The following is a 26,861-nucleotide window of genomic DNA, read 5'->3' on the forward strand; positions in this document are numbered from 1 at the left end:
TCAGGCCGCGTGGACCGAGTTCAGGAACTTCGCGACTTCCTGCTTCAACCGGTTGCTGTCGGCCGACAGCGAACGCGCTGCCGACAGCACCTGCGAGGAGGCCGAGCCGGTCTCGAAGGCACCGCGCTGCACGTCGCCGATATTGGTCGAGACGCGCTGGGTGCCGTTAGCGGCCTGCTGCACGTTGCGGGAGATCTCCTGCGTGGCGGCACCCTGCTCTTCCACGGCGGCTGCAACCGTCGATGAAATCTCCGACAGCCGCTCGATGGTGCCGCTGATCTCCCGGATCGAGCCGACTGACTCTTCGGTCGCAGCCTGGATGCCGGAGACCTGCTGGGCGATCTCGCCGGTGGCCTTCGCGGTCTGCTCGGCCAAGGCCTTGACCTCGGAGGCGACGACGGCGAAGCCGCGGCCGGCCTCGCCCGCGCGCGCCGCCTCGATGGTGGCGTTGAGCGCCAGAAGGTTGGTCTGGCCGGCGATGGTGCTGATCAGCTCGACCACGTCGCCGATACGGGCAGCAGCCTTGGAGAGCGCGCTGACGCGATCGTTGGTCTTGCTCGCCTGCCCCACCGCCTCGCCGGCGATGCGGGCGGATTCCTGCACCTGGCGCGCGATCTCGCTGACCGAGGAGGACAGCTGTTCGGTGGCGGACGCCACCGCCTGCACATTGGCCGACGCTTCCTGAGAGGCGCTGGCCACTTCGGTCGACAGATCCTGTGCGCGCGTCGCCGTCGCGGTCAGCGTACCGGCGGACGCCTCCAGCTCACCCGACGCCGAGGACACGGTATCGACGATCTCGCCGACCGCCTGTTCGAACTGATCGGCGAGCCGGACCATGTCTTTCTTGCGGCTCTCGGCCTGGCGCGCCTCGACCTCGACCTGCTCGTGGCGCAGGCGTTCGGTGTCGACCATATTGTCCTTGAACACCTGGATCGCCTTGGCCATGTCGCCGATCTCGTCGGCCTTGCCGCGCCCGGGAATCTCGATCTCGAGATTGCCGCCGGCCAACGCCCCCATCGCGCGGGTCATCGAGGTCAGGGGACCAACGATGCTGCGGGCAATCAGGACAGCGACGATCAATCCGAACAGGATCGCGAGACCGCCCGCGATCTCCTGCACGGACGTCGTGCCATCGATCACGGCTTCGGCCGTGACGCGCGACTCCTTGTAGTCCTTCTTCAAAGCGGTTTCGGCGGCCTTGAGCTTGCCGATGCTCTCGACGATGAGGGGCGCGAGGTTCCTGTGGTAGATCTCGTCGGCCTGGAGCATTGCGGCGGATGTCGTCTCGAACGCGGATTTGTAGATTCCGAGCGCGGTCTTCACCGGCACGATCGCATTGCGCAATTCCGCCGCCTGAGGACTCTTTTCGAGCGCTGCGAGCCGCTGCGCGGCCCTGTCCGCGTTCGTCCTGAAATTCGCCGGCCCCTTGGTGTCGCGCAAGGCCAGGAAACGCCAGTTCGCGATCTGAACAAGAAGAAGCCTGGATTCGAGGTCCGCGACCAGGGCCGCGGTGTCTTCGTCAGCCGATGCGCGCGCCGCATCGACCAGCTTGCCCATCTTGACGGTCAACTCGTCGCCGCTCGGCAGCAGGGTCGCCTTGCCCGTCCTCGCCTCGTTGACGGCGTCGCCGAGATTGTCGCGCAGGGTCTTCATTTTGGCGATGTCGTCGATGAGACCGCTATAGAGCCTCCGCCGCTCCTCGGAGAGCGTGCCCGTCGCCCCGACCTTCAACAGCTCGGTCGCAGCCGCCTCGCGTTCCGGGGCCTCCCGCATTGCGGGTTCGTTGGCGTCGTAGATGTAGCGAAGGTTGGCTCGCTGGATTGCCTGGAGATGGGTCGAGATCTCCAGCACCCGCGCCGTGCTGTCCGAAAACGCCGAGGCCTTTGCGACCTGCTCCTGCACCGCCCGCAAATTCCAGACGGCAACCACCGCCATCACGAGACCAACCGCCACCAAGGCCATGAAGCCTGCGTACAGGCGTCCCCTGATCCGCAAACGAAACTTCGGCATTCCCACTGTCCACCCAGAAGCATGTGAATTCGAGCGGCCGAACAATTCCGGCAATCGTCACCGGCCACCCTGGCAGCCGCGAGTCGATTCTCGGCGACCCACGCTGCACCGCGACACAATGGGGGACACTTGTTAATTGAACCTTCCGATTGTTCGCGCGCACCACATTGGCGCGCGCGAAATCTGATGATTTTATAAGCCCCTTGCGCAAGGTTTGGCGCAAGGCCCGCAGCTTCATGCAGGCCGCTGCACGCAATTCCCGGATGAACGTTTGTTAGGCGGCCGCTTGCGGAAATGGCCCCAGCGCACTTTCAGTCAGCACCGAGTCGCAATATTCCCTGATCTCCTTGATCTTGCCGTCCTCGAGGCGAAACACCAGGCAATAGTCGTTGTCGTAGCGGACACCCTCGGGCGTGACGTTGTCGCCCTTGGCTTCCACCGCGACGATGTCGCCGTCGGCGATGAAGCGGTGGGCGACGGTGCGCGTCCGGTCGCGAAGGCGGGTCCGCACATAGCCGTGCAGATCATTCATGATCGCTTCTTTGCCCGTGAAGGTGCGCGACCAGGAATACTGACCGGTCACGACCCATTTGGCGTCATCGGCAAGGCTTGCCGCAAACAGCGCGCGGTCGCGCACGGCCGGGTCGGGGTCGGCGGCGGCAGCAAAGATATCCTGCATCAGTTTCTTGTTGGCTGCGGCGCTCATGGCGGCATCTCCGTGTGGTGGCATCGCAGAGATCATCGCCGCCGGATCGGAATTCTTCAAATCGATAGCGGATATGATATCTATTCGCCTCATGAATTTGAATTCGTTTGACCTCAATCTATTGACCGCGCTCGACGCGCTGCTGCGCGAGGCCAATGTCAGCCGTGCCGCCCTGCGCATCGGCCTGTCGCAGCCGGCGACAAGCCACGCGCTGCAACGGCTGCGCGACATCTTTGGCGACCCGCTCTTGGTGCGCACCGGCGCCCGGATGGAGCTGACGCCGCGGGCGCAAGCGCTGCGCGCGCCGCTGGCGCAGGCGCTCGACCAGGTACGCGGGCTGTTCGTGCCGGAGGATTTCGATGTCGCGCGCAGCGAGCGGCAATTCCGGCTGATGATGCCGGATCTCGCCGTCGAGCTGCTGATGCCGCCGCTGATGGAAAAGGTGACGCGCCTTGCGCCCAACGTCCGCATCGACGTGGTGCCGTGGCGGGGGCCCGCGATCTTCCACGCCGAGTTCGCCCGCACCATCGATCTCGTGATCTCGATCGGCAACGCCTTCAAAGGCTTTCACCGGCAATTGCTCTACACCGACAGCGACGCGCTGGCGGTGCGGCACGGCCATCCCATGAGAACGAAGCTGAAGCGGCGCGAGGCTTTTTTGGCCGCACGCCATGTCGGCGTCATCATCCGCGGCAATAGCGAGGATTTGATCGACACTTGGCTGCGCACCAAGGGCATCGAGCGGCACATTTCGCTGGTGGTCTCAGGCTATCTCGAAGCGCTGCACGTCGCCGCCCGCACCGACCTCGTCGCCTTCGTGCCGCGCCGGCTGATCGCGGCGCTGTCCAGGCAGTTCGGGCTCATCACGGTGACGCCGCCGCTCGACCCCGGCATCGACGAGCAGTTCATGTTCCACCCGACGCGAGCGCAGATGGACCCGGGATCGATCTGGCTGCGGCGGCTGATGCTGGAGACGGGACGGGAGCTGGAGAAGCGGAAGGCTTTGCAGGGTGGTAGGGTGGATTAGCCGAAGGCGTAATCCACCACTTCTGTCACCGTGGAGATTAAAGAGGTGGGTTACGCCGAGCAGATGCGCTTCCGCGCATCTGCGGGGCTAACCCACGAGACCTCACGCCTTCTGCGCGTCCATTACCTTGCGCACGGCGGGGCGGTCGGACATGCGCTTGAAATGGTCTGCGATCTTCGGCGTGGCGTTGATGTCGACGCTGTCGCCCTCGAGCCAGTGCGAGAGCGTGTGGAGGTAAGGATCGCAGATCGTGAACTGGTCGCCCATCACCCACGGTCCTTTGAACATCTTCTGTTCGATCAGGGAGAAGCAGGCGCCCATGGTTTTCGGCACCATCGCTTTCATGTCGACGAACGAACTCTCCTGCGTCGCCCAGCGCGCACCGCGCATCTTGTGGGCATGGTTGATGTGCGCCGTCGAGCAGAGATAGGAGTTGAACGACTGCAGCTGGGCGAAATCGAAGGGATCGTCAAGCGGCGCCAGCTTCGCGTTGGGAAAGGTTTGCGCGATGTAGGCCAGCATCGCCGGCGTCTCGGTGAGGACGCCCCGATCGGTCACAAGAGCCGGCACGCGGCCCTTCGGGTTGATCGCGAGATAGTCCGCGCTGTTCTGCTGATTGTCCTTGAAGCTCAGCCGTTCAGCCGTGTAGTCGGCGCCGGCCTCCTCCAGGGTCATGTAGGTGGCGAGCGCGCAGGTGCCGGTGGCGTAGTAGAGCTTGAGCATGTCGGACCTCATGGGAAAATTGGAAATTATCCACTGTCAGCCGTCAGGTCCATAGCACGGCGTGCTCTTCGCAGTTGCCCACCGCCGCCCGCCTGTGCCAAGACGCCTGCAATCGGAGGGGATTTGTCATGACCGTACTCATCGCCGGTGGCGGCATCGGCGGGCTGACGCTTGCGCTCAGCCTGCACGGAATCGGCGTTCCCGTGAAAGTGTTCGAGAGCGTCGCGGAGCTGAAGCCGCTCGGCGTCGGCATCAACGTGCTGCCGCATGCGGTGCGCGAGCTGATCGAGCTCGGGCTGATGGACAAGCTGGACGCCAGCGGCGTGCGCACGCGCGAGCTCGCCTATTTCTCCAAGCAGGGCAAGCCGATCTGGAGCGAGCCGCGCGGGCTGGAAGCCGGCTACAAATGGCCGCAATTCTCGATTCATCGCGGCACGCTGCAGCAGCTCCTGCTCGACACCTCGGTCGAGCGGCTCGGCCGCGACAACATCCTGACCAGCCATCATCTGACCGGATGGAGCGAGACCGCTGAAGGCGTCCGCGCCGATTTCATCGACAAGGCGACCGGCAAGGCCGCAGGCACCTACGACGGAGCGATCCTGATCGCCGCCGACGGGATTCATTCCGCCGCGCGAGAAAAGCTCTATCCAAACGAAGGCCCGCCGATCTGGAACGGCCGCATCCTCTGGCGCGGCGTCACGCCGTCGAAAGCCTTCCTCAGCGGCCGCACCATGATCATGGCCGGCCACGAGATCCTGAAATTCGTCTGCTACCCGATCTCGAAGGCGCCGGACGCCGCGGGCAATCACCTCATCAACTGGGTCGCCGAGCGCCACATGCCGCCGACCTATCAGTGGCGCCGCGAAGACTATAATCGCACCGCGCGGCTCGAGGAGTTTCTGCCCTGGTTCGAGAGCTGGCAGTTCGACTGGCTCGACGTGCCTGGCCTGATCAGGGATTGCCCGCACGCCTATGAATATCCGCTGGTCGACCGCGATCCCGTCTCGCAATGGACTTTTGGCCGCGTCACACTGATGGGCGACGCCGCGCATCCGATGTACCCGATCGGCTCGAACGGCGCGTCGCAGGCGATCCTCGATGCCCGCACGATAACGCGCGAGATTCTGGCACATGGTCCAACCCCTGCGGCGCTGCTTGCCTATGAAGCCGAGCGGAGGCCTGCGACCACCGACCTCGTCCTGCTCAACCGCAAGAACGGTCCCGAGCAGGTGATGCAGATGGTCGAAGAGCGCGCGCCTGACGGCTACAAGGTTGTCACCGACGTGCTGTCGCAGAAGGAGCTGGAAGACATCGCCGCGAACTACAAGCGCGTCGCGGGTTTCCAGGTCGAGGCGCTGAATGCGAAACCGCCGATCGTGAGCAAGGATGCGAAGCGGGTGGGGGCGTGAGCTTTCACTCGAAGCGGGACGCATGTTGATGCGCCCTCGCCCCTTGTGGGAGAGGGCAGCGACATGCGCGGCCAGACTATCTACTCACCACCCTCGCCGCCTCCAGCAATCGCTCGCTGGCCGTTGCTGTCGCCAGCACCGTGCCATCCTCAGTCATCAGCTTCGCCTCGACGAACGCAATCGTCTTGCCAAGTTGCGTCACCCTCGCCTCGCCGATGATCGGCCCGGGCTTTGCGGGGCTCAGAAAGTTCACAGTCATGCTGATCGTGGTGGTGTAGAGCCGGCCCTCGCTCATCACGAGGACCGCAGGCCCCATCGTGTCGTCGAGCATGGCCGAGAGCATGCCGCCCTGGATGAAGCCTGCCGGATTGCAGAACTCCGGCTTGCCCTCGAAGCCGAGCTTGATCCAGCCGTCCGCGGGGCGGGCATCAAGCAGGCGCCATCCGAGCAGTTCCGCGCAGGGCGGCCTCTTGAAGTTGTCGAGCGCGGTCTTGACCATGCGAACCTCCGTGACCGTCAACAACTAGCCCAAGCCTGCTGACACCCTCATGGCAGCAGGCGATACGCCGCAGCGCAACACTCCGTGGAAATACGGAAGTTTGTGCGAATGCAGGGCATTCCGCATGCCATTAAGCTTGCTTCAACCAAGCGATTTCATGACCGATTCAATACGATCCAATTGAACAATCGGCCGGTAAGCGGTTGGAAGTTACGAGATGGGAGAAGCGACGGTGAAACCGGAGCCTTTCCATGCGAGCCCTCTTGCAGCAGGTCGCAGACCGCCTGCACGCGATCGAAGATCACCTGACGGTCCGGACGCAGATCGCTGCAGCCGTCGCTGCAATGTCCATCGTGCTCGTAGGCACGCTGGCTGCCGGCGCCGCACTCATCAGCTACAGGCACACCGCCGCCCTCATCGAGAGCGGCCTTGCCGGAATCGCGTCCACCACTTCAGCCCGGCTCGACCGCTTCATGGCGAGCGCAACCGCACCTTCATGATGCCGGCGGAGGACGAGCGCGCCGCGCGCGCCGCCTGAGATCCTAGCCCAGCGCATGCGCAATCACCTTGCGCATGACGTTGGGCAGCGCCTCGTCCGCAAGGGTCGCGATCGGCACCCAGCGCATGCCTGCGGGTGCGCGCGCGCGGGCGTCGGCCTTCGCGGTGTAGACCACGAGTTCCAGCGGAAAATGCGTGAAGACATGGGTGACGACGCCGACCTTGCGTTGCCAGCGTGACAACCCGTTCACTTCCGGCGCCTGCTGCTTCGCGGCCGTATCCTCATGACCGGCGAGCCAATCCGAGCCCGGCACTTCCGTCATGCCGCCGAGCAGGCCTTTTTCGGGCCGGCTGCGCACGAGGAGTTCGTCGCCGCGCGTGACGACGAAGGCGGCGCCACGCCGTAACGCTCCGCTCTTCTTCGGCGCCTTGCGCGGAAAGCTCTCCTGCGTTCCCTGCGCGCGTGCCGTGCAATCCTCATTGAGCGGGCATAGCGAGCAGGCCGGCTTCTTCGGCGTGCAGATCGAAGAGCCGAGATCCATCAGCGCCTGCGCGCTATCGCCGGCGCGAGACGTCTCGTCGCCGGCGCGGGTATCGGCGAGCAGCGTCGCCGCCAATTGCTGGATCAAGGGTTTTGCCTGCGGCAATTCCTCCTCGACCACGAACAGGCGCGACACCACCCGCTCGATATTGCCGTCGACCGGCATGGTGCGTCGGTCGAAGGCGATTGCCGCAATCGCAGCCGCCGTATAGGGCCCGATCCCCGGCAGCGCGCGCAGCCCTTCCTCCGTGTCGGGAAATGTGCCGCCATGGTCACGCGCCACCGCGACCGCACAGGCGTAGAGATTGCGCGCCCGCGAATAATAGCCGAGCCCGGCCCACATCCGCAGCACGTCGTCCAGCGAGGCGCGGCCCAGCGCCGTCACGTCAGGCCAGCGCGCGAGGAATTTTTCGAAATAGGGCCCGACCGCCTTTACCGTGGTCTGCTGAAGCATGATCTCCGACAGCCAGACCCGGTAGGGGTCCGACGTCTCGCCGGGCGCGGCGCGCCAAGGCAACCTGCGGCGATGGCGGTCGTACCAATCGAGCAGCAGCTTCGGACGCGACGACGTCTCCGGCAGAACCGGTTCCGACTTGGCCTTGAGGGCGGCTTTAGGGCTCATACGCTCACTGTAGCGGCGTCACGCCGATCTCTCCACGTCATGCCCGCGCTCATCGCGGGCATCCACGCATTTCTTCACGGCGAGGAGCCTGTGGCCCGCGCTTGGTGCTATAAGGGCCCATGTCCAAGCTTCGTCCTATGAAACCCGGCCCCATCAACGCCAAGCCGCTCTCGCTGCTGCTCAACGACGTCTTTGCCGAGGCCTATGCCAAGCAGGGTTTTGCCGCGCGCGAGCTGGTGACGCGGTGGGCGCAGATTGCCGGGCCGGAGATCGCAGCTCACGCCGAGCCCTTGAAGATGCAATGGCCGCGGCCGGTCGAGGGCCAGCCGCAAGAGCCGGCGACGCTGGTGCTGCGGGTCGAGGGGCCGATGGCACTGGAGATCCAGCACTCTGCCGACGTGATCCTGGAGCGGGTCAACCGCTTCTTCGGCTGGAGCGCGGTCGGCAAGCTCGCCTTCCGCCAGGCCCCCCTGTCACGCGCCCGGCGCCCGGTGCGGCCCGGCCCACCGGACCCCAAAGCCGTTGCCAAGGTGGCGGAGGGCCTGGGCGACATCGAAGACGAAGAATTGAAGACGGCGCTGGCGCGGCTCGGGGCCGCCATCAAGCGAAATTGAGCCTCATTCCGCGGCTAATATGGACCCGTCCTTATCGCTCGCCATTGCCTCAAACCACGTTTCAAGCTAGCGACAGGCCACCCGGGAACCTTGATATGGACTTCAACAGGATTCTTGGGGCGAGACCACGCCAATTCGGGAGCCGACCTTGATCATCACCCGCCGCGCCTTCAATACGATGCTGTCGCTGACCGGGCTTGCCGCGCTCGCCGGGCTCTCGCCGCTGCGGTTCATCTCCGAAGCTATGGCGCAGGCCGCTGGCGATGTGGCCAAGCCGGTGTCGCTGCCCGACATGGCGCTCGGCCCGAAGGACGCCGCCGTCACCATCACCGAATTCGCCTCGATGACCTGCCCGCACTGCGCGGCCTTCAACGAGCAGGTGTTCCCCAAGATCAAGTCGGAATACATCGACACCGGCAAGGTGCGTTACGTCTTCCGCGAGTTCCCGCTCGACATCAAAGCCGCCGCCGGATCGATGCTGTCACGCTGCATCGCCAATGGCGACGCGCCGAAATATTTCGCGGTCACCGACATGCTGTTCCGCCAGCAGAACGACTGGGTGGTGAAGAACACCACCGAGACGCTGGCGCGGATTGGCAAGCAGGCCGGCCTCACCCAGCAGCAGGTCGAAGCCTGCCTGAAGGATCAGGCGCTGCTCGACAAGATCGCCGCCGACCAGAAATATGCGAGCGACGTTCTGAAGGTTGATTCAACGCCGACCTTCTTCATCAACGGCGAGAAGATCAAGGGCGAGACCTCGTTCGAGGAATTCGCCAAGAAGATCAATCCGCTGCTGAAGAGCTGATCTTCAGCGCGGACCTCCTGATTCGCATCTCCAAAGCCGTATCTTTCCCGGCATAAATCCCTTGGGAAAAGCGGCTTTCGCAGGTTGCCCTCGCGGCGCACCGCGGCCATTGTCCGCCGCATGAGGCGCCCCGCGCGACTCACCCAGAGAGTGACATTGCCTTTCATGGTATTGTCCCGGCAGGGGGATTCGCGCCTGCCAACAGAGATGCGTGCTTATGAAGATCACCCGCCTGCGCCTACACGGATTCAAGTCCTTCGTTGAGCCCACGGACTTCGTCATCGAGCCCGGCCTGACCGGCGTGGTCGGCCCCAACGGTTGCGGCAAGTCGAATCTGGTCGAGGCGCTGCGCTGGGCGATGGGCGAGACCTCCTACAAATCGCTGCGCGCCGCCGACATGGATGCGGTGATCTTCGCGGGCTCCGGCAACCGTCCCGCGCGCAACCACGCCGAAGTGACGATGACGATCGACAATGCCGATCGCACAGCGCCTGCGGCGATGAACGACAGCCAGCTGCTCGAAATCTCCCGCCGCATCGAGCGCGAGTCCGGCTCGGTCTATCGCATCAATGGCCGCGACGTGCGCGCCCGTGACGTGCAGATCTTGTTTGCCGACGCCGCTACCGGCGCGCGTTCGCCGGCCCTCGTCCACCAGGGCAAGATCGGCGAGATCATCCAGGCCAAGCCCGAGCAGCGCCGCCGCGTGCTGGAAGACGCCGCCGGCGTCGCGGGCCTGCATGCCCGCCGCCACGAAGCCGAGCTGCGGCTGAAGGCGGCCGAAACCAACCTCACCCGCGTCGAGGACGTGATCGGCCAGCTCGCCGGCCAGATGGAGGGCCTCAAGAAGCAGGCCCGCCAGGCCGTGCGCTATCGCGAGGTCGCGTCCAAGGTCCGCAAGGCCGAGGCAACCCTGTTCCACCTGCGCTGGATCGGCGCCCATGCCGACGTCAGCGAGTCCGGCCAGACCCACGATCTGGCTGTCCGCGAAATGGCCGAACGGACCCTGCATCAGGCCGAAGCAGCTCGCATCCAGGCGATCCGCGCAACCGAAATGCCGGCGTTGCGCGATGCCGAAGCCCGTGCCGCGGCAGGCCTTCAGCGCCTGACCAATGCACGTGAACTGCTCGACCGCGAGGAAGAGCGCGCCAAGGAGCGCGTCACTGAACTCGAGCGCCGCCTGGCACAGTTCGAAGGCGACATCGCCCGCGCCCAGCAGCAGACCATGGATGCCGACGTCGCGCTCGAGCGGCTCGACACCGAGGACGCCGAGCTGAAGGAAGAGATCAAGTCGCGCGTCGAGAAGCGCTCCGGTGTCGACGAGCGCGTGGCCGAGGCCGAGGCGGTGCTGACCGAAACCGAGCAGCAATTCTCCGAGCTCACCACCGCGCTGGCCGATCTCACCGCCAAGCGCAACCAGCTCGAAGCCAATGTCCGCACCCACCGCGACAAGCTCGCCCGGCTCGACCAGGAGATCGCGAATGTCGCCGCCGAAGAGCAGAAGCTCGCGGACGAGACCGGCGGCTTCGGTGATCTCGACGAGCTGACCGCGACGGTCGAGAACGCGGAGCAGACGCTGGCGGCTTCCGAAGCCGCGGCGCAAGCAAGCGAAGCCGCGCATGTCGCCGCGCGCCAGACGCTGGAATCCTCGCGCTCACCGCTCAACGAAGCCGACAAGCGCGTGCAGAGGCTCGACACCGAGGCGCGCACGATCTCCAAGATCGTCAACGGCGAGACCAAGAATCTGTGGCCGCCGATCATCGACGGCATCACCGTCGACAAGGGTTTTGAAAAGGCCATCGGCGCCGCACTCGGCGACGATCTCGATGCACCCGTGGATCCGTCGGCGCCGATGCGCTGGACCAATGCCGGCGTCACCGAAGGCGATCCGGAACTGCCCGAGGGCGTCGTGCCGCTCTCCAATCACGTGCAGGCGCCGGCCGAGCTGGCGCGCCGCCTGGCGCAGATCGGCGTGGTGCCGCGCGAGCGCGGCGCCGAGCTCGTCTCGCAGCTCAAGACCGGCCAGCGACTGGTCTCGCCCGAGGGCGACGTCTGGCGCTGGGACGGCTTTGTCGCCGCCGCTCACGCCCCGACCGGCGCCGCACGCCGGCTCGCAGAGCGCGCCCGCCTCGTCGACATCGAGAACGAGCTGGAGCAGGCCCGCATCGACGCGCAGATCCAGCGTCAGGCGCTGGAGAACGCCGAGTCTGAATTGCAGATGGCGGCCAGCACCGAAGGCGCATCGCGTGAAGCCTGGCGCGCCGCGCAGCGCGAGCTGAACGTCGCGCGCGAGCGCCATGCCACCACTGAGCGCGAGATCAACCGTCACGCTGCGCGCAAGGCGACGCTGTCGGAAGCGCACAGCCGTCTCGCCGCCGACCGCGCCGAGGCAGAGGCCGCCTACGAATATGCCGAGGCCGGCATCACCGAACTGCCGTCGAGCGAAGAGACCGAGACCCGTCTCGCCGCGGTGCGCAGCGACATCGAAGGCCATCGCCGCATGGCGGCGCAAGTTCGCGCCGAGGCGCAGGCGCTGGCGCGCGAGGCAGAGCTCGCCGACCGCCGCGTCCAGGCGATCCTCGCCGAGCGCACCGAGTGGCAGAACCGCAAGGGCAGCGCGGCCTCCCATATCGACACCATCCAGGCCCGCATCACCGAAGTCTCGATCGAACGCAGCGATCTCGAAAACGCGCCGGCCGTGTTCGCCGAGAAGCGCAGCGCGCTGATCACCGAGATCGAATATGCCGAGAACGACCGCCGCGTCGCCGCCGACGCGCTCGCCTCCGCCGAGACCGCGATGGCGGAGACGGATCGTGCCGCGAAGCTGACGCTCGAAGCGCTGTCGAGCTCGCGCGAGGCGACCGCGCGTGCCGAGGAGCGCATGGAGGGCGCGCGGCGCCGGCTTGACGACATCGAGCGCGAGATCCGCGACATGCTCGAAGTCGAGCCACAGGCGGTCGCCGGCCTCGCCGAGATCGAGCCCGGCGCGGAGTTGCCGCCGCTTGGCGAGACCGAGGAAGAGCTGGAGAAGCTGCGCCGCGACCGCGAGCGCCTCGGCGCAGTCAACCTGCGCGCCGAGGAAGAGCTGCGCGAGGTCGAAACCCAGCACACCAGCCTCACCACCGAGCGCGACGACCTTGTCGAAGCCATCAAGCGGCTGCGCCAGGGCATCCAGAGCCTCAACAAGGAAGCCCGCGAGCGGCTGCTGACCTCGTTCGAGGTCGTGAACAACCATTTCAAGCGCCTGTTCGTCGAGCTGTTCGGCGGCGGCGAGGCGGCGCTGCACCTGATCGAGAGCGACGACCCGCTGGAAGCCGGTCTCGAGATCATTGCAAAGCCCCCGGGCAAGAAGCCGCAGACGCTGTCGCTGCTCTCGGGCGGCGAGCAGGCGCTGACCGCGATGGCGCTGATCTTTGCGGTGTTCCTCACCAACCCTTCGCCGATCTGCGTGCTGGACGAAGTCGACGCGCCGCTCGACGACCATAACGTCGAGCGTTACTGCAATTTGCTGCACGAAATGACCGCCTCGACCGACACGCGCTTCGTCATCATCACGCACAACCCGATCACGATGGCGCGGATGAACCGGCTGTTCGGCGTCACCATGGCCGAGCGCGGCGTCTCGCAGCTCGTCTCGGTGAGCCTGTCAGAGGCGGTGGACATTCTCGACCAGAACGTGGCGTGAGGCTCAGGATGCCCCGCCTGCGCGGGGCATGACGATGGGAAGATGATTTCACCGACCCTTCCTCCTGAACTAAAGGCCGCTCTCGACGGCAAGCTCCAGGGCTTTTCGCGCACTGACGCCGCACAGCGATCGCAGAAAATCTCGATCACCTATCGCGCCGGCGGCGGCTCGGGCACGATCAAGTCCGACGCCGACGCGCTCGCCTATGCGCTCGCGCGCATGCCGGCTACCTACGCCGCCGTTGCCGCTAGCCTGAACGCATTGACCGAAATTGCGCCGGATCTCGCCCCGGAAACGCTGCTCGACGTCGGCGCCGGTCCGGGCACCGCGAGCTGGGCCGCTGCGGAGGCATTTTCGTCGCTGCAAGATTTCACTTTGCTCGATGCCAACGCCACCCTGAGCCGGCTCGCGCTCGACCTCGCGCGAGACAGCACCCGGCTGGCGGATTGCCGTTACCTGCCGGGCGACGCCGGCGCGAACCTCGCCGAGGTCTCGCAAGCCGATCTCGTCGTTGCCAGCTACATCATCGGCGAACTCGGCGAGCGCGATCAGCGCGCGCTCACCGAAGCGATGTGGGCCAAAGCCCGCCACGCGCTGGTCGTGATCGAGCCCGGCACGCCCGCGGGTTACGCGCGTATTCTCGCGCTGCGCCAGCAACTGATCGCGGCTGGCGCCCACGTTGCTGCGCCCTGCCCGCACGAAAAGCCCTGCCCGCTCGTAGCGCCGGACTGGTGCCATTTCAACCAGCGCCTGCCGCGCTCGCAGGCACACCGCCAGATCAAAGGCGCCGACGTGCCGTTCGAGGACGAACGATTCATCTACGTCGCCCTGACCCGCACGCCGCCCACGATGCGCGCCTCGCGCGTGCTGGCACCACCGGATGTCGGCAAGGCCGAGATCACGGCAAAGCTTTGCACTGAGCAAAACGTCGAACTCGCAAAGGTACCGCGCCGCGACAAGGCCGCCTATGCCGGCGCCCGGCGCTGGCGCTGGGGCGATGCCGTCATGGCCGAAAGTTAACCTCGTTCCCCGCTTTTGCCTTGAACTCGGATGGCTCCCCATTCGACCAAGTCTTACCTTTCCTCCGCGCCGGGCTCTCCCTCGGCCCCGTTTTGGGTTACGCTGCCCGCCTCAATCCCCTTCAGGAGTTCTCCATGTCGACCGGCTGGATCGTTCTCGGCGTTATCGTCGTCCTCGTGTTCTTGGCCTTCAGTGCCTACAACCGGCTGGTGGCGCTGGGCCAGCGCGTTGGCCAGGCCTTTGCCGATGTCGACGTGCAGCTCAAGCAGCGCCACGATCTGGTCCCGAACCTGGTCGAGACGGTGAAGGGCTATGCCTCGCATGAGCGCGGCACGCTCGACGACGTCATCAAGGCGCGCAACTCGGCGATGTCGGCGCAGGGTCCGACGCAGGTGTCCGCGGCCGAGAACCAGCTCTCCGGCGCGCTCGGCCGGCTGATCGCGCTGTCGGAGGCCTATCCCGACCTCAAGGCCAACACCAACTTCCAGCAGCTCGCCAGCGAGCTTTCCGACCTCGAGAACAAGATCGCGGCGAGCCGCCGCTTCTTCAACAGCGCGGTCCAGGAGTACAACACCGGCATCCAGCAGATGCCCGCCGCGCTGTTCGCCGGCATGTTCGGCTTCACCAAGAAGGACTTCTTCGATCTCGGCGCGAGCCGCACCGAGGTCGAGGCGGCGCCCCAGGTGAAGTTCTGATTTGAGCCGATAGGCCGGCAGGGCAACGCGTCATGGCCGCGTATGGTCTCTACACGCACATCGCCTCGAACAAGTTTCGTTCGATGGTGCTGCTCGCCGGCCTATTCGCGCTGGTCTATGTGCTGGTCTATGCCGGCGCGCTGGTCGCTGAGGTCGTCATCAACGGCAATGAGACCGCCGCCTATTATCTGAGCCGTGCCTTTGCCGACCTGCTCAAGGCAGCGCCCATCGCGACAATCGCGGCGGTCGCCTGGATCGTCATCGCCTATTTCTTCCACCAATCGATGATCGATGCCGTCACCGGCGGCCACGACGTGACCCGGCAGGAGGAGCCGCGGCTCTATAATCTCCTCGAAAATCTCTGCATCTCGCGCGGCATCACCATGCCGAAGCTGAAGATCATGGATTCTCCGGCATTGAACGCGTTCGCGACCGGCCTCAACCCGCGACAATATGCGGTCACCGTCACCACCGGTCTCCTGAAGGCACTGAACGACCAGGAGATCGAGGCGGTGCTCGGCCACGAGCTCACCCACATCAAGAACGGCGACGTGCAGCTGATGGTCGTCGCCGTCATCATCGCCGGCGTGGTCGGCTTTTTCGGCGAATTGTTCTTCCGCCTGTTCACGAATTTGAGCTGGAGCTCCGGCGGCTCGTGGTCGTCCGGCTCCTCCTCCTCGTCGTCGCGATCGTCCTCGTCATCGAGCGACAGCAAGAGCTCCGGCGGCGGCGCGATCGTTGTGATCATCATCGCGGTCGTGCTGATCTTGGTGGCCTGGCTGGTGTCGCAGGTGGTGAAGCTCGCGCTATCGCGCTCGCGCGAATATCTGGCGGATGCAGGCTCGGTCGAACTCACCAAAAATCCCGACGCCATGATCTCGGCGCTGCGCAAGATCGAAGGCCGCGGCGAGTTGCCGGGCGCGACCTCGGCGGTGATGGAGCTGTGCCTCGACAATCCGCGCGAGGGCTTTGCCGATTTGTTCGCGACCCACCCGTCGGTGCAGTCCCGGGGCGACGCGCTGGTCAAGTTTGCCGGCGGGCACGATCCCGGCCCGCTGCCGCCGCCCGCGGATGAGACAGAAGAGCCCGAAGAACAACAAGCCGACCAGCAGGACGCCCCGCCGCCGCTGCCACAGGGTCCGTGGAACGATTCAGGCGGCCGGTCAAATCCGCCGCCCGTCCCCGCGCCAAGCCCCTCCGGAACCGCAGCCGGCAATCCGCTGGGCAATCCCATGGGTCCTTGGGGCCGTCATTGAATGTGTGATTTGCCGCGCCTTACGGCCGATTTTACAGCGATCGGGAAAAACCTCGGGAATTGCCGCAACGGCGGCCTGCGGAATTGAATTCTCCCTTGTTTCTGCCATGTTCGCGCCCAACAGCAGACTCGGGACATCGATTTGGGGCCCGGCCGATTGCGACCTCGCGATCGGGGGCGCGCGTTAGGGGACAGCAATGGCAAAGCCGGCAGTGGTTGTGGTGGGCGCAGACAAGGGCGGGGTCGGCAAGACCACGGTGTCGCGCACCCTGCTCGATTATTTTTCCGCCAACAATGTGCCGACCCGCGCCTTCGACACCGAGTCGCCGCGCGGAACACTGAAGCGCTTTCACCCGGACATCACCGAGATCGTCGACATGACGACGACGGCCGATCAGATGAAGATCTTCGATACGCTCAATGCGACAAGCCCGTCGGTCACCGTGATCGACGTTCGCGCCGGCCTGCTCTCGCCGGCTCTGGCCTCGCTGCGCGACATCGGCTTCCTCGACGCCGCCAAGGCCGGCCAGATCACCTTTGCGGTGTTCCACATCCTCGGACCCTCGATCGCCTCGCTGGACGAGATCGCCGAGACGGCCGGTTTCATGACCGGCGCAAAATACTTCCTGGTCAAGAACTTCATCAACGATACCCAGTTCTTCCAGTGGGACCAGGCGACCTACAATTCCTACTTCCACCGCATCAAGGACGCGACTGAGCTGACGATCCCCAAGCTCAACGAAATGGCCTATGAGCAGGTCGAAGTCTCCTCCGTCCCGTTCCTGAAATTCGTCGCCAACAAGGGCGTCCACGACGAGGCCGCCAATTATTCCTTTGTGCTGCGCGGTTATGTCCGGCATTGGCTGGCCAACGTCTGGAGCGAGTTCGACCGGATCCACCTGACCGATATCGTCGGTTCCAAACCCGGCGGCCGCAGCAGCGAAAAATAGTTGCAGAGCGCGAGCGGATACGGCTGGATTGGGGCGGTGAGTTCGCTCAGATAATACCCGTGATGCCCGCAACGCCTCTCTACATCATCTGTTCGCCCCGCCCGCTGGTCGGCAAGACTCTGCTGGCGCGGCTGCTCGCCGAATTCCTGCTGCTCAAGAACGGCAACGTCACGGCCTTCGACGTCAATCTGAAGGAGCCGTCGCTGCTCGATTATCTGCCGAAGGTCACCGAAACGGCTGATGTGATCGACACCTTCGGCAAGATGCAGCTGATGGACCGCGTCATCGTCGATGATGGCCTTGCCAAGGTGATTGACCTCGGCTTTCACGCCTTCGACGAATTCTTCAAGATGACCGACGAGATCGGCCTCTTGAAAGAGGCTGCACGCCGCCATGTCGCGCCGATGATCCTGTTCATGGCCGATACCGACCGCGTCTCGGCCCGCGCCTATGAGATGCTGCGCGGTCAGATCCCGCGGGTGAACCTGATCACGGTCGATAATGAATTCATCATCCGCGGCGAGCTCCCGCCCGCGATGGCCGAGGGCCGCTTATTGCGCCTGCCGGCGCTGCCCGGCTTCCTCAAGACCTATATCGACCGGCTGAACTTCTCCTTCACCGGCTATCTGCGCCAGGAGAAAGACTCCTCGACCGAGCTGCACCAATGGGTCCGGCGGAATTACCTCGCGTTCCGGGAGCTCGAGCTCAGCCTGATCCTGCAACGGTCCTAGTACCGCTGCACGCAGGTTTTGACCGGTTGGCCTGCTTGGTTGGCCCAACCCAATGTCGGCAGGCGCGTCCGGATTTGGACCGGCCCATCTCCGCGATCATACTGACCGTTTCCCTCGCAGCGAGTAGAATGCACCATGAGTTCCAGTCATCGCGTTGTGCTCGATCGCGCTGTGCTGGCGACGGAAGTGGTCGGCAGCGGCGAGCCAGTCGTTTTTCTGCACGCCGCCATCTGCGATCGCCGCATGTGGCGTGCGCAGCTAATTGGTGTCGGCGCTCGCAACAAGGCGATTGCCTATGACCGGCGGGGCTTTGGCGAGACCAGCGCCGACAGGGAAGATTTTTCCGCAGTCGCGGATTTGATGGCAGTGATTGACGCCATGGCAGACGGCAAACCTGCAATTCTTGTTGCATGTTCGGACGGCGGGCGAATCGCGCTCGACGCCGCCCTTCGGCATCCATCATTCGTTCGGGCGCTGGCGCGCTTCCTCGACATGAACGGCTTAGCACTCCGGTCGCCTCCGATCGGAGCGAACCTCGATGTCGCGCCTGCCTTCCATCGGTTGGCCGAGATATCGGTGCCGACGCTCGTGATGAGCGGTGACCTGGACCTACTCAACATTCAGGAACGAAGCCGGCATGTTGCAGCTTAGGTGTTGAACGGGGTGCACCATGAGCTGACCGGCGTGGCCCATTTACCGAGTCTGGAACGGCCAGCGGATATCACAGGCCTGCTCACCGGCTTCATCAAGCGCTGCTCTGGCGTTAGCGAATAGGCCGATGCGGATCGGGGCTCAGACGCGTTACGCGATATTTTTACCCGGATAATATTGACTACGCATCAGTTCGAGCTTATTGAGGGTGCCCATCAGCGCCCCCTCTAGCCAAGGTCTCACCCGTGAGCATCGACCGGAAAGCTGCCATCGCCGCCTACAAGGAGCGGAAGACCATTGCAGGCATTTACGTCGTCCGCTGCGCGGCCTCCGCCGAGGCCTGGGTCGGCCAAGCTCCGAACCTCGCGACGATCCAGAACCGCATCTGGTTCTCGCTCCGTCAGGGCGTCCATCCCTGCCGCAGCCTCCAGTCTGCGTGGAACACGTATGGCGAGGCGGGACTGACGTTCGGCGAGTGCGAGCGCCTGAAGGATGACGAGACGGACTATGTCCGGAGTGCGCTCCTCAAGGAGCGCGTGCTGCATTGGCGAGCCGAGCTGAAAGCCGAGGCGATCTGACGATCGCCGCAGCGAAGACTCAGTGCCCTTCGAACGTCATCAGCGTGCGCACCGGCACGTCCATGGCGCGCAGCTTGGCCGCGCCGCCGAGCTCGGGCAGATCGATGATGAAGCAGGCCGCGACGACATTGGCGCCGATCTGCCGCAGCAGTTTTACCGCGCCCTCCGCAGTGCCGCCGGTGGCGATGAGATCGTCGACCAGGATCACGCGCTCGCCGGGCTGGATGGCGTCGACATGCATCTCCATCTCGTCGATGCCGTATTCGAGCGAATAGGCGATGCGCACGGTGGTGTGCGGCAGCTTGCCTTTTTTACGGATCGGCACAAAGCCGGCGGAAAGCTGATGCGCCACCGCGCCGCCGATGATGAAGCCGCGCGCCTCCATGCCGGCGACCTTGTCGATCTTGTTGCCGGCCCAGGGATTGACGAGCTCGTCCACCGCGCGGCGGAACGCACGCGCGTCGGCGAGCAACGTCGTGATGTCGCGAAAGATGATCCCCGGCTTGGGATAGTCGGGAATGGCGCGGACGCTCGCCTTTAGATCGTGGTCAAAGGTCATTGGTGCCTCTCAATTGACCGGCGCATCCAGCCGGAACGCGTTCTCGACGATACGCAAGCCCACTTCGTTGCCGAGCGACATCAGCGATTCCGGATGGAATTGCACGCCGCCGACCGGCAGCGTCTTGTGCTCGAGCGCCATGGCGACACCGTCCTCGGTGCTGGCGGTGACGGACAAAACCTCCGGCATGCTGTCGCGCTCGACATAGAGCGAATGATAGCGGCCGATGACGATCTCGTTCGGCAAATTACGCATCAAGCGCCCGCCGCGCACCTGAACCCGCGAGGGCCGGCCGTGGGCGGGATGCGCGAGCTGACCGAGCTCGCCGCCGAAATATTCGCCGATCGCCTGCACGCCGAGGCAGACGCCGAATACCGGCAGCTTGTTCTCCAGCGCCGCGGCGATGGTCTTCTTGATCCCGAAATCCTCCGGGCGCCCGGGCCCGGGTGACAGCACCAGCAAATCCCACCTCTTCTGCTTGAGCATGTCGAGCGCATGCACATAGCGGACCACGGTGACGCTGGCGCCGACCTGGCGGAAATAATCGGCGAGCATGTGGACGAAGCTGTCGTCGTGATCGATCAGCAGCACCCGCTTGCCCGAACCGGTGGCATCGGGCGCAAAGGCCGACAGCGGCTTCGGCGGATCGCCGCGCAGCGCCTGGAACAGGGCCGCGGCCTTGACCTGGCACTCGCGGTCTTCCGCGGCGGGATCAGAGTCGAACAGGCAGGTGGCGCCGACGCGAACCTCGGCGAGACCGTCCTTCATGCGAATGGTGCGGATGGTGAGGCCGGTGTTGATGCTGCCGTCGAAATTCACCGCACCGATCGCGCCGGCGTACCAGCGGCGCGGCGAGCGCTCGTGATCCTCGACGAACTGCATCGCCCAGAGTTTTGGCGCGCCGGTGACGGTGACGGCCCAGGCATGGGTGAGGAAGGCATCGAGCGCATCGAAGCCCGGGCGCAGCATGCCCTCGACATGATCGACGGTGTGGAACAGCTTTGAGTAGGTCTCGATCTGGCGGCGCGCCAAGACCTTGATCGTGCCGGGGACACAGACGCGCGCCTTGTCGTTGCGGTCGACGTCGGTGCACATGTTGAGCTCGAACTCGTCCTTCTCCGAGTTCAGCAGCTGGCGGATCTGTTCGGCGTCGCCGATCGCATCGGTGCCGCGCGCGATCGTACCGGAGATCGGGCAGGTCTCGACGCGGCGTCCGTCGGAGCGCACGAACATCTCAGGCGAGGCGGAGACCAGAAATTCGCCGTCGCCGAGATTCATCAGCGCGCCGTAGGGCGACGGGTTGATGACGCAGAGGCGCTGGAACACTTCGGCCGGCGAGCGGTCGCAGGGCTCGGCGAACAGTTGGCCCGGCACCGCCTCGAAGAGGTCGCCGCGCGCAAAGGCGGCGCGGGCGGTTTCCACCGTGGCCTGATATTCGCCGGGTGCGTGATCGGCAAAACCCTGGCGCGGCGTCTTCTGATACGGGCTCTCGGCGGTCTCGCGCGGCAGGCCTTCATTGGACCTGCCCTTCCACGCAAAATCGTAACTCAGCACCACGCCACGCCCGGTGGCGCGGTCGTAGGCGAGCAGGCGATCTGGGATATAGAGCACGATGTCGCGCTGATCTTTCTCGCGCGGACGCTTCTGCACGAGGTCCTCGATCTGGAATACGAGGTCGTAGGCAAAAGCGCCGAACAGGCCGAGCAGGCCGTCGTCATTGGCCGAGAAAGCCGCAACGATATCGCGCACCAGCGACATCACGCTGGCGCGGCGCGTGCGCTGGTCTTCCTCGACCGGCGCCTCCCCGCGGATGATGTGGCCCGACAGACGCATCGTCGTCTTTTCGGAGATCACCACGCAGGGCTCGTGCAGCACCTCAGCGAGGAAGGCGATCAGCACCTGGCCGCGTTCGTTGAGCGCTTCCAGCTTGAAATTGACGCCAGTGGTCTCGAGCTTGAGCGGTGGATCGGAGAAGCCAAGGTCAAAGCTCTCGTAACGACCGGGCACGGTCGTGCCCGACGACAGCACCACGCCATGGCGGCGGTCGAGCAGGCTGATGAGATCGTCGAGCCTGTTGGCGCCGCCGGTAAACTGCTCCGCCACTCGCGTGATCGCCAGGCCGGCGCGGGTCACATAGTCACTTCTGGCCGGGAGGGTAAAGACGGTCCTGTTCATGGGGTCCTCTTACGAAACTTGCCGAGGGAACGCCACACAGGACAAACGATCAGGCCGCCGCACTGCGTGGGCGACCTTCGACGATTTTGGGAAAAGAAATCGCACCGGCCACCTCTTAGGAGGTGCGCCACCAAAGACGGGTTGGGCAGACTGCGGTGCTCATGGGGCGGATACTCACCATGGCCCGGAGGCGGCGTCAAGGGTGGCCCCCGCAGCCAGGAAGATGGCTGTTACCCCAGATGCTTCCGGAAAAACTCCGTCGCCCTGCCCCAGGCGAGCTCGGCGGCTTCGCGGTCGTGAACGGCCTGGCGCTGCTCGTTGACGAAGGCGTGCTCGGCGTCATAGCGGAACAGCTCCAGCGACTTGCCGGCGGCCTTCATGGCTTTCTCGAAGCCGTTGACCAGCTCTGGCGTGCACCAATCGTCCTTGTTGGCGAAATGCGCTTGCAGCGGAATCTTGACGTCGGCGGGCTTGGCGGCCTGCTCGGGCGGGATGCCGTAGAACACGACGCCCGCCGCGAGCTCAGGCACATGTACCGAGCCGATGATGGTGACGGCGCCGCCGAGGCAGAATCCGGTCAGGCCGACCTTGGCGCCGTTGCGCGACAGATATTGCGTAGCGCCGCGCACGGTCTGCGTGGTGGCGTCCATGAAATCGAGCGAGTTCATCTCTTTGCCGGCGGCGTCCGTGTCGTGATACGGCACCACCTTGCCCTTGTAGAGATCGGGCGCGAGCGCATCGAAGCCGGCGAGCGCAAAGCGGTCGCACAGGCCCTTGATCTGGTCCGACAGCCCCCACCATTCCTGGATTACGACGACTCCCGGCGCATTGCCGCGCGCGGCGTTGGCGAGATAGCCCGAGGCGTCCTTGCCGTCCGGGCGCTTGAAGGTGATGGCGGTTCCCATGGGTGTCCTCCGAAGATGTGCTGGGGCGTGGCTGGAGGCATCTTGGCGGCTACGCGCGCGATAGGCAATCGCGCCAAATAACACACGCTCGTGTCCAACAAAAAAGCCCCCGTCTCGGGGGCTTCTTCATTCTCGTCTCGCGTGCGCCGCTCAGTGCGAGTCGGCCCAGACCTTCTTCTTGGTGAAGTACATTAGGCCCGCGAAGATGATCAGGAAGACAAACACCTGGAAGCCAAGGCGCTTGCGCGCTTCCATGTGCGGCTCAGCCGTCCACATCAGGAACGTGGTGACGTCCTTGGCGTATTGCGCGACCGTTGCCGGCGAGCCGTCATCATAGGTCACCTGGCCGTCGCTGAGCGGCTTCGGCATCTTGATGGCGTGGCCGGGGAAGTACCTGTTGTAGTACGAGCCCTCCGGGATAGTCACACCCTCCGGCACCTTGTCCTCGAAGCCCTGAAGCACGGCCGCGACATAATCAGGGCCCTGCTCCTGATACTGGCTGAAGAAGTCGACGAGGAACAGCGGGAAACCGCGGCCGTAGGAACGCGCCTTGGTGATCAGCGACAGATCGGGGGGTGCCGCGCCGCCGTTCGCCGCGCGAGCCGCCTGCTCGTTCGGGAATGGCGAGGGGAAGTAGTCGGCCGCCCGGCCGGGGCGCTCGAACATGTCGCCCTGATCGTTCGGACCGTCCTTGATCTTGTAGTCGGAGGCAAACGCCGCCACCTGCGCCACCGAATAGCCGGGGCCGCCGGCATCGCCAAGATTGCGGAAGGCGATGAAGGACAGGCCGTGGCAGTTGGAGCAGACCTCCTTGTAGACTTTCAGGCCGCGCTGAAGCGCACCGCGGTCATACTTGCCGAAAGGGCCCGCGAACGACCAGTTGTTGCCCGGCGGCGTGGGGCCGCCTTCCTCGGCGCGAGCATCCTGCAAGCTGCCGACCAACAGCGCGCCGGCGGCGACGAGCGCGACCGCGATCGAGGCGACGGCCTTGCCGCTCTTGGCAAGGATCGCCTCCGAGATCGAGTTCGGCACCGGCCGCGGCGTCTCGATGCGCGAGAGCAGCGGCAGCACGATCAGGAAGTAGGCGAAGTAACAGACCGTCAGGACCCGGCCGGCGATCACGTAGATGCCTTCCGGCGGCTGCGCGCCGAGATAGCCGAGCAGGATGCAGACCGCGACGAAGATCCAGAAGAACTGCTTGGCCAGCGGACGGTACTTCGACGACCGGGTCTTGGCAGCATCGAGCCAGGGCAGGAAGCACAGGATGATGATCGCCGAGAACATCCCGATCACGCCCGCGAGCTTGTTCGGGATCGAGCGCAGGATCGCGTAGAACGGCAGATAGTACCATTCGGGCACGATGTGCGGCGGCGTCACGCCCGGATTCGCCGGAATGTAATTGTCGGCGTCGCCGAGATAGTTCGGCATGTAGAAGATGAACCAGGCGTAGAGCAGCAGGAAGCAGGCAACGCCGAACCCGTCCTTGATGGTCGCGTGCGGCGTGAACGGCACGGTGTCCTTTTCCGTCTTCGGCTCGACGCCGTCCGGATTGTTCTGGCCGGCGACATGGAGCGCCCAGACGTGCAGTACGACGACGCCCGCGATCAGGAACGGCAGCAGGTAGTGCAGCGAGAAGAAGCGGTTCAGCGTCGGGTTGCCGACGGAGTAGCCGCCCCACAGCAGCGTCACGATGCTCTCGCCGACATAGGGAATGGCGGAGAACAGGTTGGTGATGACAGTGGCGCCCCAGAAGCTCATCTGGCCCCACGGCAGCACGTAGCCCATGAAGCCGGTCGCCATCATCAGCAGATAGATGATGACGCCGAGGATCCACAACACCTCGCGCGGCTCCTTGTAGGAGCCGTAGTAAAGGCCGCGCAGCATGTGGACGTAGACCGCGAAGAAGAACATCGACGCGCCGCAGGCATGCATGTTGCGCAGCAGCCAGCCGTAATTGACGTCACGGACCAAAAACTCAACCGACTTGAAGGCGAGATCGGCGTGCGGCGTGTAGTGCATCGCCAGGACCACACCGGTCAGGATCTGCATCCCGAGCATGAATGACAGGATGGCGCCGAAGGTCCACCAGTAGTTCAGGTTACGTGGGGTGGGATAGACGACGAAGGAAGAATGCACGAGACCCAGGATCGGCAGACGTCGCTCGATCCATTGCAGGGCCGGATTGCTCGGCTGGTAGTCGGATGGTCCGCTCATGATGCGATCCTGAGGCAATAATACGACGTGACGGTTCGAGGCTTCGGACTAGGATCCGAAGCTCAGCCGATCTGGATTTTGGTGTCGGAAACGAACTGGTACGGCGGCACCGGCAAGTTCGCGGGCGCGGGCCCCTGGCGGATGCGGCCGGACGAATCGTACTGCGAACCATGGCAGGGGCAGAAGAACCCGTCGTAATTGCCTTCATGAGCGATCGGGATGCAGCCGAGATGGGTGCAGATGCCGATCACGACCAGCCACTGGTCATGGCCGGCTTTGACCCGGTCCTGGTCGGACTGCGGATCGGGCAGGCTCGCCACAGGAACGGCGCGCGCCTCGTCGATCTGCTTCTTGGTGCGGTGACTGATGTAGATCGGCTTGCCGCGCCAGAACACCTTGATGTCCTGCCCCTCGGCGACCGGGGTCAGATCGACTTCGATCGGCGCACCGGCGGCGATGGTCGAGGCGTCCGGATTCATCTGGGAAACGAAGGGCCAGAGCGCAACTGCGCCCCCTACTGCTGCAGCTGCCCCCGTTGCAACGAATAAGAAATCACGGCGTGTCGGATGGTCCGCCGAAGACGCTGTCGTCACGATTCCAACCCTTTCTTCTTATGCTGCCGGTGGAACCGCTCCAGGAGCCCCCAAGGTCCCCAGAACAGGCTGCCGGCGCCCGCGGCCCCCCGCGGCGGCAGAACTTGGCTTGTCCCCGCCAAAACAAGGCGAAAAACAGCAGTCCAGAATCGTTCTATTGGCACCCTTGCCGGGCGAGCGCAAGCCCGCTAACGGCGTGGAAGCGTGCAATGCACGAATTCCCGCGCTAGCGATGTTTTATTGAGACATTTCCGGCCCGCAACCAACCTGTCACCGCCCATGCAGATCGCACTTTTCCAACCCGACATCGCCCAGAACACCGGCACGATTCTCAGGCTCTGCGCCTGTCTGGGGCTGGCTGCCCATATCATCGAACCGGCGGGCTTCCCCGTCTCTGACCGGCTGTTCCGCCGCGCGGGAATGGACTATCTCGACCATGTCAGTCTGACCCGCCACGACTCCTGGTCGAAATTCGAGGACTGGCGCGCGGCACACGGGACCCGGCTGCTGCTCTTCACCACCAAGGCCGCCACGGATTACCGCGATTTTCATTACCAGACGTCGGACATCCTGCTATTCGGGCGCGAGAGCGCCGGCGTCACCGACGCGGTGGTCGAGGCCGCCGATGCCCGCCTGGTGATTCCGATCACGCCCGGGCTGCGGTCGCTCAATGTGGCGATGACAGTGGCGATGGCAGCAGGCGAAGCGCTGCGGCAGGTCCGGAACCCGCAAGCTTGAGACGATTAAGGAGAGACCAGTGAGTTACGCGGTCAAGGAGATCTTCCTGACCCTGCAAGGCGAAGGCGCCCATGCCGGGCGCGCCGCCGTGTTCTGCCGTTTTGCCGGCTGCAACCTCTGGAGCGGCCGCGAAGCTGATCGGGCGGATGCGACCTGCAAATTCTGCGACACGGATTTCGTCGGCACCGACGGCACGCTCGGCGGCCGCTACGCCTCGGCCGCGGAACTTGCCGACACCATCGCCGGACAATGGCGTGCGACGGCCGCCAACCGCTACGTCGTGCTGACCGGCGGCGAGCCGCTGTTGCAGGTCGATGCTGCGCTGGTCGATGCGCTCCATGCCCGCGGCTTCGAGATCGGCGTCGAGACCAACGGCACGGTCGCGCCGCCCGAGGGGCTCGACTGGATCTGCGTCAGCCCGAAGGGCGGCAGCGATCTCGTGCTGAAGCGCGGCCACGAGCTGAAGCTGGTCTACCCGCAGGCGCTGGCGGCCCCTGAGACGTTCGAGGGCCTCGCCTTCGAACGCTTCTCGCTCCAGCCGATGGATGGACCCGAGGTCGCCCAAAACACCGCGCGCGCGATCGACTATTGCCTGCACCACCCGCAATGGCGGCTCAGCGTGCAGACGCATAAATCGCTCGGCATCAGATAGGATTGGTTG

The 26,861-nt window shown here is 64.8% G+C and carries 25 protein-coding genes; 15 read left to right on the plus strand and 10 right to left on the minus strand.

Annotation, left to right across the window (positions count from 1 at the left end):
- Positions 1 to 2,010 (minus strand): methyl-accepting chemotaxis protein, encoded by a 2,010-nt coding sequence (locus ACPPVR_RS33325; RefSeq protein ID WP_426610758.1) that lies wholly within the window; start codon positions 2,008 to 2,010, stop codon positions 1 to 3.
- A 274-nt stretch (positions 2,011 to 2,284) separates the two neighbouring features.
- Positions 2,285 to 2,716 (minus strand): nuclear transport factor 2 family protein, encoded by a 432-nt coding sequence (locus ACPPVR_RS33330; RefSeq protein ID WP_426610759.1) that lies wholly within the window; start codon positions 2,714 to 2,716, stop codon positions 2,285 to 2,287.
- Positions 2,717 to 2,807: 91 nt separating this feature from the next.
- Here ACPPVR_RS33330 and ACPPVR_RS33335 point away from each other — a divergent pair, with 91 nt between their 5' ends.
- Positions 2,808 to 3,743 carry a LysR family transcriptional regulator gene (locus tag ACPPVR_RS33335; RefSeq protein WP_426610760.1) on the plus strand — a complete coding sequence of 312 codons (936 nt, stop codon included), beginning with the start codon at positions 2,808 to 2,810 and terminating at the stop codon, positions 3,741 to 3,743.
- Positions 3,744 to 3,845: 102 nt separating this feature from the next.
- Here the strand turns inward: ACPPVR_RS33335 and ACPPVR_RS33340 are convergent, their stop codons facing one another.
- A complete protein-coding gene (locus ACPPVR_RS33340; protein ID WP_426610761.1) occupies positions 3,846 to 4,466 on the minus strand; it encodes a glutathione S-transferase family protein in 621 nt (206 codons plus the stop codon).
- Positions 4,467 to 4,594: 128 nt separating this feature from the next.
- Between ACPPVR_RS33340 and ACPPVR_RS33345 the strand changes: the two genes are divergently transcribed.
- The gene (locus tag ACPPVR_RS33345) at positions 4,595 to 5,875 is read left to right on the plus strand and encodes a flavin-dependent oxidoreductase (protein ID WP_426610762.1); all 1,281 of its coding nucleotides are present in this window, start codon (positions 4,595 to 4,597) and stop codon (positions 5,873 to 5,875) included.
- A gap of 76 nt (positions 5,876 to 5,951) precedes the next feature.
- Here ACPPVR_RS33345 and ACPPVR_RS33350 read toward each other — a convergent pair whose 3' ends face one another.
- Positions 5,952 to 6,374: a PaaI family thioesterase gene (locus ACPPVR_RS33350; RefSeq protein ID WP_426610763.1), complete on the minus strand. Its 423-nt coding sequence runs from the start codon at positions 6,372 to 6,374 to the stop codon at positions 5,952 to 5,954.
- A gap of 251 nt (positions 6,375 to 6,625) precedes the next feature.
- Between ACPPVR_RS33350 and ACPPVR_RS33355 the strand changes: the two genes are divergently transcribed.
- Entirely contained in the window at positions 6,626 to 6,874 is a 249-nt protein-coding gene (locus ACPPVR_RS33355) for a hypothetical protein (RefSeq protein WP_426610764.1), read from the plus strand.
- 42 nt (positions 6,875 to 6,916) lie between these two features.
- Here ACPPVR_RS33355 and mutY read toward each other — a convergent pair whose 3' ends face one another.
- Positions 6,917 to 8,035, minus strand: coding sequence for an A/G-specific adenine glycosylase (mutY, locus tag ACPPVR_RS33360; protein WP_426610765.1), 1,119 nt, complete (start codon positions 8,033 to 8,035; stop codon positions 6,917 to 6,919).
- A gap of 119 nt (positions 8,036 to 8,154) precedes the next feature.
- Between mutY and ACPPVR_RS33365 the strand changes: the two genes are divergently transcribed.
- From ACPPVR_RS33365 to ACPPVR_RS33410, 10 genes are all read left to right on the plus strand, one after another.
- Entirely contained in the window at positions 8,155 to 8,649 is a 495-nt protein-coding gene (locus tag ACPPVR_RS33365) for a DUF721 domain-containing protein (RefSeq protein ID WP_426610766.1), read from the plus strand.
- A 148-nt stretch (positions 8,650 to 8,797) separates the two neighbouring features.
- Entirely contained in the window at positions 8,798 to 9,454 is a 657-nt protein-coding gene (locus ACPPVR_RS33370; RefSeq protein ID WP_426610767.1) for a DsbA family protein, read from the plus strand.
- Positions 9,455 to 9,671: 217 nt separating this feature from the next.
- The gene (smc, locus tag ACPPVR_RS33375; RefSeq protein WP_426610768.1) at positions 9,672 to 13,136 is read left to right on the plus strand and encodes a chromosome segregation protein SMC; all 3,465 of its coding nucleotides are present in this window, start codon (positions 9,672 to 9,674) and stop codon (positions 13,134 to 13,136) included.
- A gap of 42 nt (positions 13,137 to 13,178) precedes the next feature.
- On the plus strand, positions 13,179 to 14,156 hold the full coding sequence (locus ACPPVR_RS33380; RefSeq protein ID WP_426610769.1) for a small ribosomal subunit Rsm22 family protein: 978 nt from the start codon (positions 13,179 to 13,181) through the stop codon (positions 14,154 to 14,156).
- A 134-nt stretch (positions 14,157 to 14,290) separates the two neighbouring features.
- Complete coding sequence (locus ACPPVR_RS33385) at positions 14,291 to 14,851, plus strand: LemA family protein (protein WP_426610770.1); 561 nt, start codon at positions 14,291 to 14,293, stop codon at positions 14,849 to 14,851.
- Positions 14,852 to 14,883: 32 nt separating this feature from the next.
- Positions 14,884 to 16,107 (plus strand): M48 family metallopeptidase, encoded by a 1,224-nt coding sequence (locus tag ACPPVR_RS33390; RefSeq protein WP_426610771.1) that lies wholly within the window; start codon positions 14,884 to 14,886, stop codon positions 16,105 to 16,107.
- A gap of 196 nt (positions 16,108 to 16,303) precedes the next feature.
- Entirely contained in the window at positions 16,304 to 17,056 is a 753-nt protein-coding gene (locus ACPPVR_RS33395; RefSeq protein WP_426610772.1) for a hypothetical protein, read from the plus strand.
- A gap of 62 nt (positions 17,057 to 17,118) precedes the next feature.
- On the plus strand, positions 17,119 to 17,787 hold the full coding sequence (locus tag ACPPVR_RS33400; protein ID WP_426610773.1) for a hypothetical protein: 669 nt from the start codon (positions 17,119 to 17,121) through the stop codon (positions 17,785 to 17,787).
- Positions 17,788 to 17,922: 135 nt separating this feature from the next.
- Positions 17,923 to 18,438 carry an alpha/beta fold hydrolase gene (locus ACPPVR_RS33405; RefSeq protein WP_426610774.1) on the plus strand — a complete coding sequence of 172 codons (516 nt, stop codon included), beginning with the start codon at positions 17,923 to 17,925 and terminating at the stop codon, positions 18,436 to 18,438.
- Between the two features lie 245 nt (positions 18,439 to 18,683).
- Entirely contained in the window at positions 18,684 to 19,016 is a 333-nt protein-coding gene (locus ACPPVR_RS33410; RefSeq protein WP_426610775.1) for a GIY-YIG nuclease family protein, read from the plus strand.
- Between the two features lie 19 nt (positions 19,017 to 19,035).
- On the opposite strand, the gene ACPPVR_RS33415 is transcribed toward ACPPVR_RS33410, so the two are convergent.
- The 5 genes from ACPPVR_RS33415 to petA form a co-directional block, all read right to left on the minus strand.
- Entirely contained in the window at positions 19,036 to 19,575 is a 540-nt protein-coding gene (locus ACPPVR_RS33415) for an adenine phosphoribosyltransferase (RefSeq protein ID WP_426610776.1), read from the minus strand.
- Between the two features lie 9 nt (positions 19,576 to 19,584).
- Positions 19,585 to 21,750: an anthranilate synthase component I gene (locus ACPPVR_RS33420; protein WP_426610777.1), complete on the minus strand. Its 2,166-nt coding sequence runs from the start codon at positions 21,748 to 21,750 to the stop codon at positions 19,585 to 19,587.
- A 230-nt stretch (positions 21,751 to 21,980) separates the two neighbouring features.
- A complete protein-coding gene (locus tag ACPPVR_RS33425) occupies positions 21,981 to 22,655 on the minus strand; it encodes a dienelactone hydrolase family protein (RefSeq protein WP_007607077.1) in 675 nt (224 codons plus the stop codon).
- A 150-nt stretch (positions 22,656 to 22,805) separates the two neighbouring features.
- On the minus strand, positions 22,806 to 24,869 hold the full coding sequence (gene fbcH / locus ACPPVR_RS33430; protein WP_426610778.1) for a cytochrome b/c1: 2,064 nt from the start codon (positions 24,867 to 24,869) through the stop codon (positions 22,806 to 22,808).
- 62 nt (positions 24,870 to 24,931) lie between these two features.
- A complete protein-coding gene (gene petA, locus ACPPVR_RS33435; RefSeq protein ID WP_426610779.1) occupies positions 24,932 to 25,462 on the minus strand; it encodes a ubiquinol-cytochrome c reductase iron-sulfur subunit in 531 nt (176 codons plus the stop codon).
- Between the two features lie 279 nt (positions 25,463 to 25,741).
- Between petA and ACPPVR_RS33440 the strand changes: the two genes are divergently transcribed.
- A complete protein-coding gene (locus tag ACPPVR_RS33440) occupies positions 25,742 to 26,200 on the plus strand; it encodes a tRNA (cytidine(34)-2'-O)-methyltransferase (protein WP_426610780.1) in 459 nt (152 codons plus the stop codon).
- Positions 26,201 to 26,219: 19 nt separating this feature from the next.
- A complete protein-coding gene (gene queE, locus ACPPVR_RS33445; protein WP_426610781.1) occupies positions 26,220 to 26,852 on the plus strand; it encodes a 7-carboxy-7-deazaguanine synthase in 633 nt (210 codons plus the stop codon).
- Positions 26,853 to 26,861: the final 9 nt, after the last annotated feature.

This window comes from Bradyrhizobium sp. McL0616, assembly GCF_049993385.1.
GTDB lineage: Bacteria > Pseudomonadota > Alphaproteobacteria > Rhizobiales > Xanthobacteraceae > Bradyrhizobium.

Bases quoted from the DNA above. Each gene is read 5' to 3' on its own strand.
- ACPPVR_RS33325 (WP_426610758.1), bottom strand. From the start codon at position 2,010: ATGCCGAAGTTTCGTTTGCGGATCAGGGGACGCCTGTACGCAGGCTTC.
- ACPPVR_RS33330 (WP_426610759.1), bottom strand. From the start codon at position 2,716: ATGAGCGCCGCAGCCAACAAGAAACTGATGCAGGATATCTTTGCTGCC.
- ACPPVR_RS33335 (WP_426610760.1), top strand. From the start codon at position 2,808: ATGAATTTGAATTCGTTTGACCTCAATCTATTGACCGCGCTCGACGCG.
- ACPPVR_RS33340 (WP_426610761.1), bottom strand. From the start codon at position 4,466: ATGCTCAAGCTCTACTACGCCACCGGCACCTGCGCGCTCGCCACCTAC.
- ACPPVR_RS33345 (WP_426610762.1), top strand. From the start codon at position 4,595: ATGACCGTACTCATCGCCGGTGGCGGCATCGGCGGGCTGACGCTTGCG.
- ACPPVR_RS33350 (WP_426610763.1), bottom strand. From the start codon at position 6,374: ATGGTCAAGACCGCGCTCGACAACTTCAAGAGGCCGCCCTGCGCGGAA.
- ACPPVR_RS33355 (WP_426610764.1), top strand. From the start codon at position 6,626: ATGCGAGCCCTCTTGCAGCAGGTCGCAGACCGCCTGCACGCGATCGAA.
- mutY (WP_426610765.1), bottom strand. From the start codon at position 8,035: ATGAGCCCTAAAGCCGCCCTCAAGGCCAAGTCGGAACCGGTTCTGCCG.
- ACPPVR_RS33365 (WP_426610766.1), top strand. From the start codon at position 8,155: ATGTCCAAGCTTCGTCCTATGAAACCCGGCCCCATCAACGCCAAGCCG.
- smc (WP_426610768.1), top strand. From the start codon at position 9,672: ATGAAGATCACCCGCCTGCGCCTACACGGATTCAAGTCCTTCGTTGAG.
- ACPPVR_RS33380 (WP_426610769.1), top strand. From the start codon at position 13,179: ATGATTTCACCGACCCTTCCTCCTGAACTAAAGGCCGCTCTCGACGGC.
- ACPPVR_RS33385 (WP_426610770.1), top strand. From the start codon at position 14,291: ATGTCGACCGGCTGGATCGTTCTCGGCGTTATCGTCGTCCTCGTGTTC.
- ACPPVR_RS33390 (WP_426610771.1), top strand. From the start codon at position 14,884: ATGGCCGCGTATGGTCTCTACACGCACATCGCCTCGAACAAGTTTCGT.
- ACPPVR_RS33395 (WP_426610772.1), top strand. From the start codon at position 16,304: ATGGCAAAGCCGGCAGTGGTTGTGGTGGGCGCAGACAAGGGCGGGGTC.
- ACPPVR_RS33400 (WP_426610773.1), top strand. From the start codon at position 17,119: ATGCCCGCAACGCCTCTCTACATCATCTGTTCGCCCCGCCCGCTGGTC.
- ACPPVR_RS33405 (WP_426610774.1), top strand. From the start codon at position 17,923: ATGAGTTCCAGTCATCGCGTTGTGCTCGATCGCGCTGTGCTGGCGACG.
- ACPPVR_RS33415 (WP_426610776.1), bottom strand. From the start codon at position 19,575: ATGACCTTTGACCACGATCTAAAGGCGAGCGTCCGCGCCATTCCCGAC.
- ACPPVR_RS33420 (WP_426610777.1), bottom strand. From the start codon at position 21,750: ATGAACAGGACCGTCTTTACCCTCCCGGCCAGAAGTGACTATGTGACC.
- ACPPVR_RS33425 (WP_007607077.1), bottom strand. From the start codon at position 22,655: ATGGGAACCGCCATCACCTTCAAGCGCCCGGACGGCAAGGACGCCTCG.
- fbcH (WP_426610778.1), bottom strand. From the start codon at position 24,869: ATGAGCGGACCATCCGACTACCAGCCGAGCAATCCGGCCCTGCAATGG.
- ACPPVR_RS33440 (WP_426610780.1), top strand. From the start codon at position 25,742: ATGCAGATCGCACTTTTCCAACCCGACATCGCCCAGAACACCGGCACG.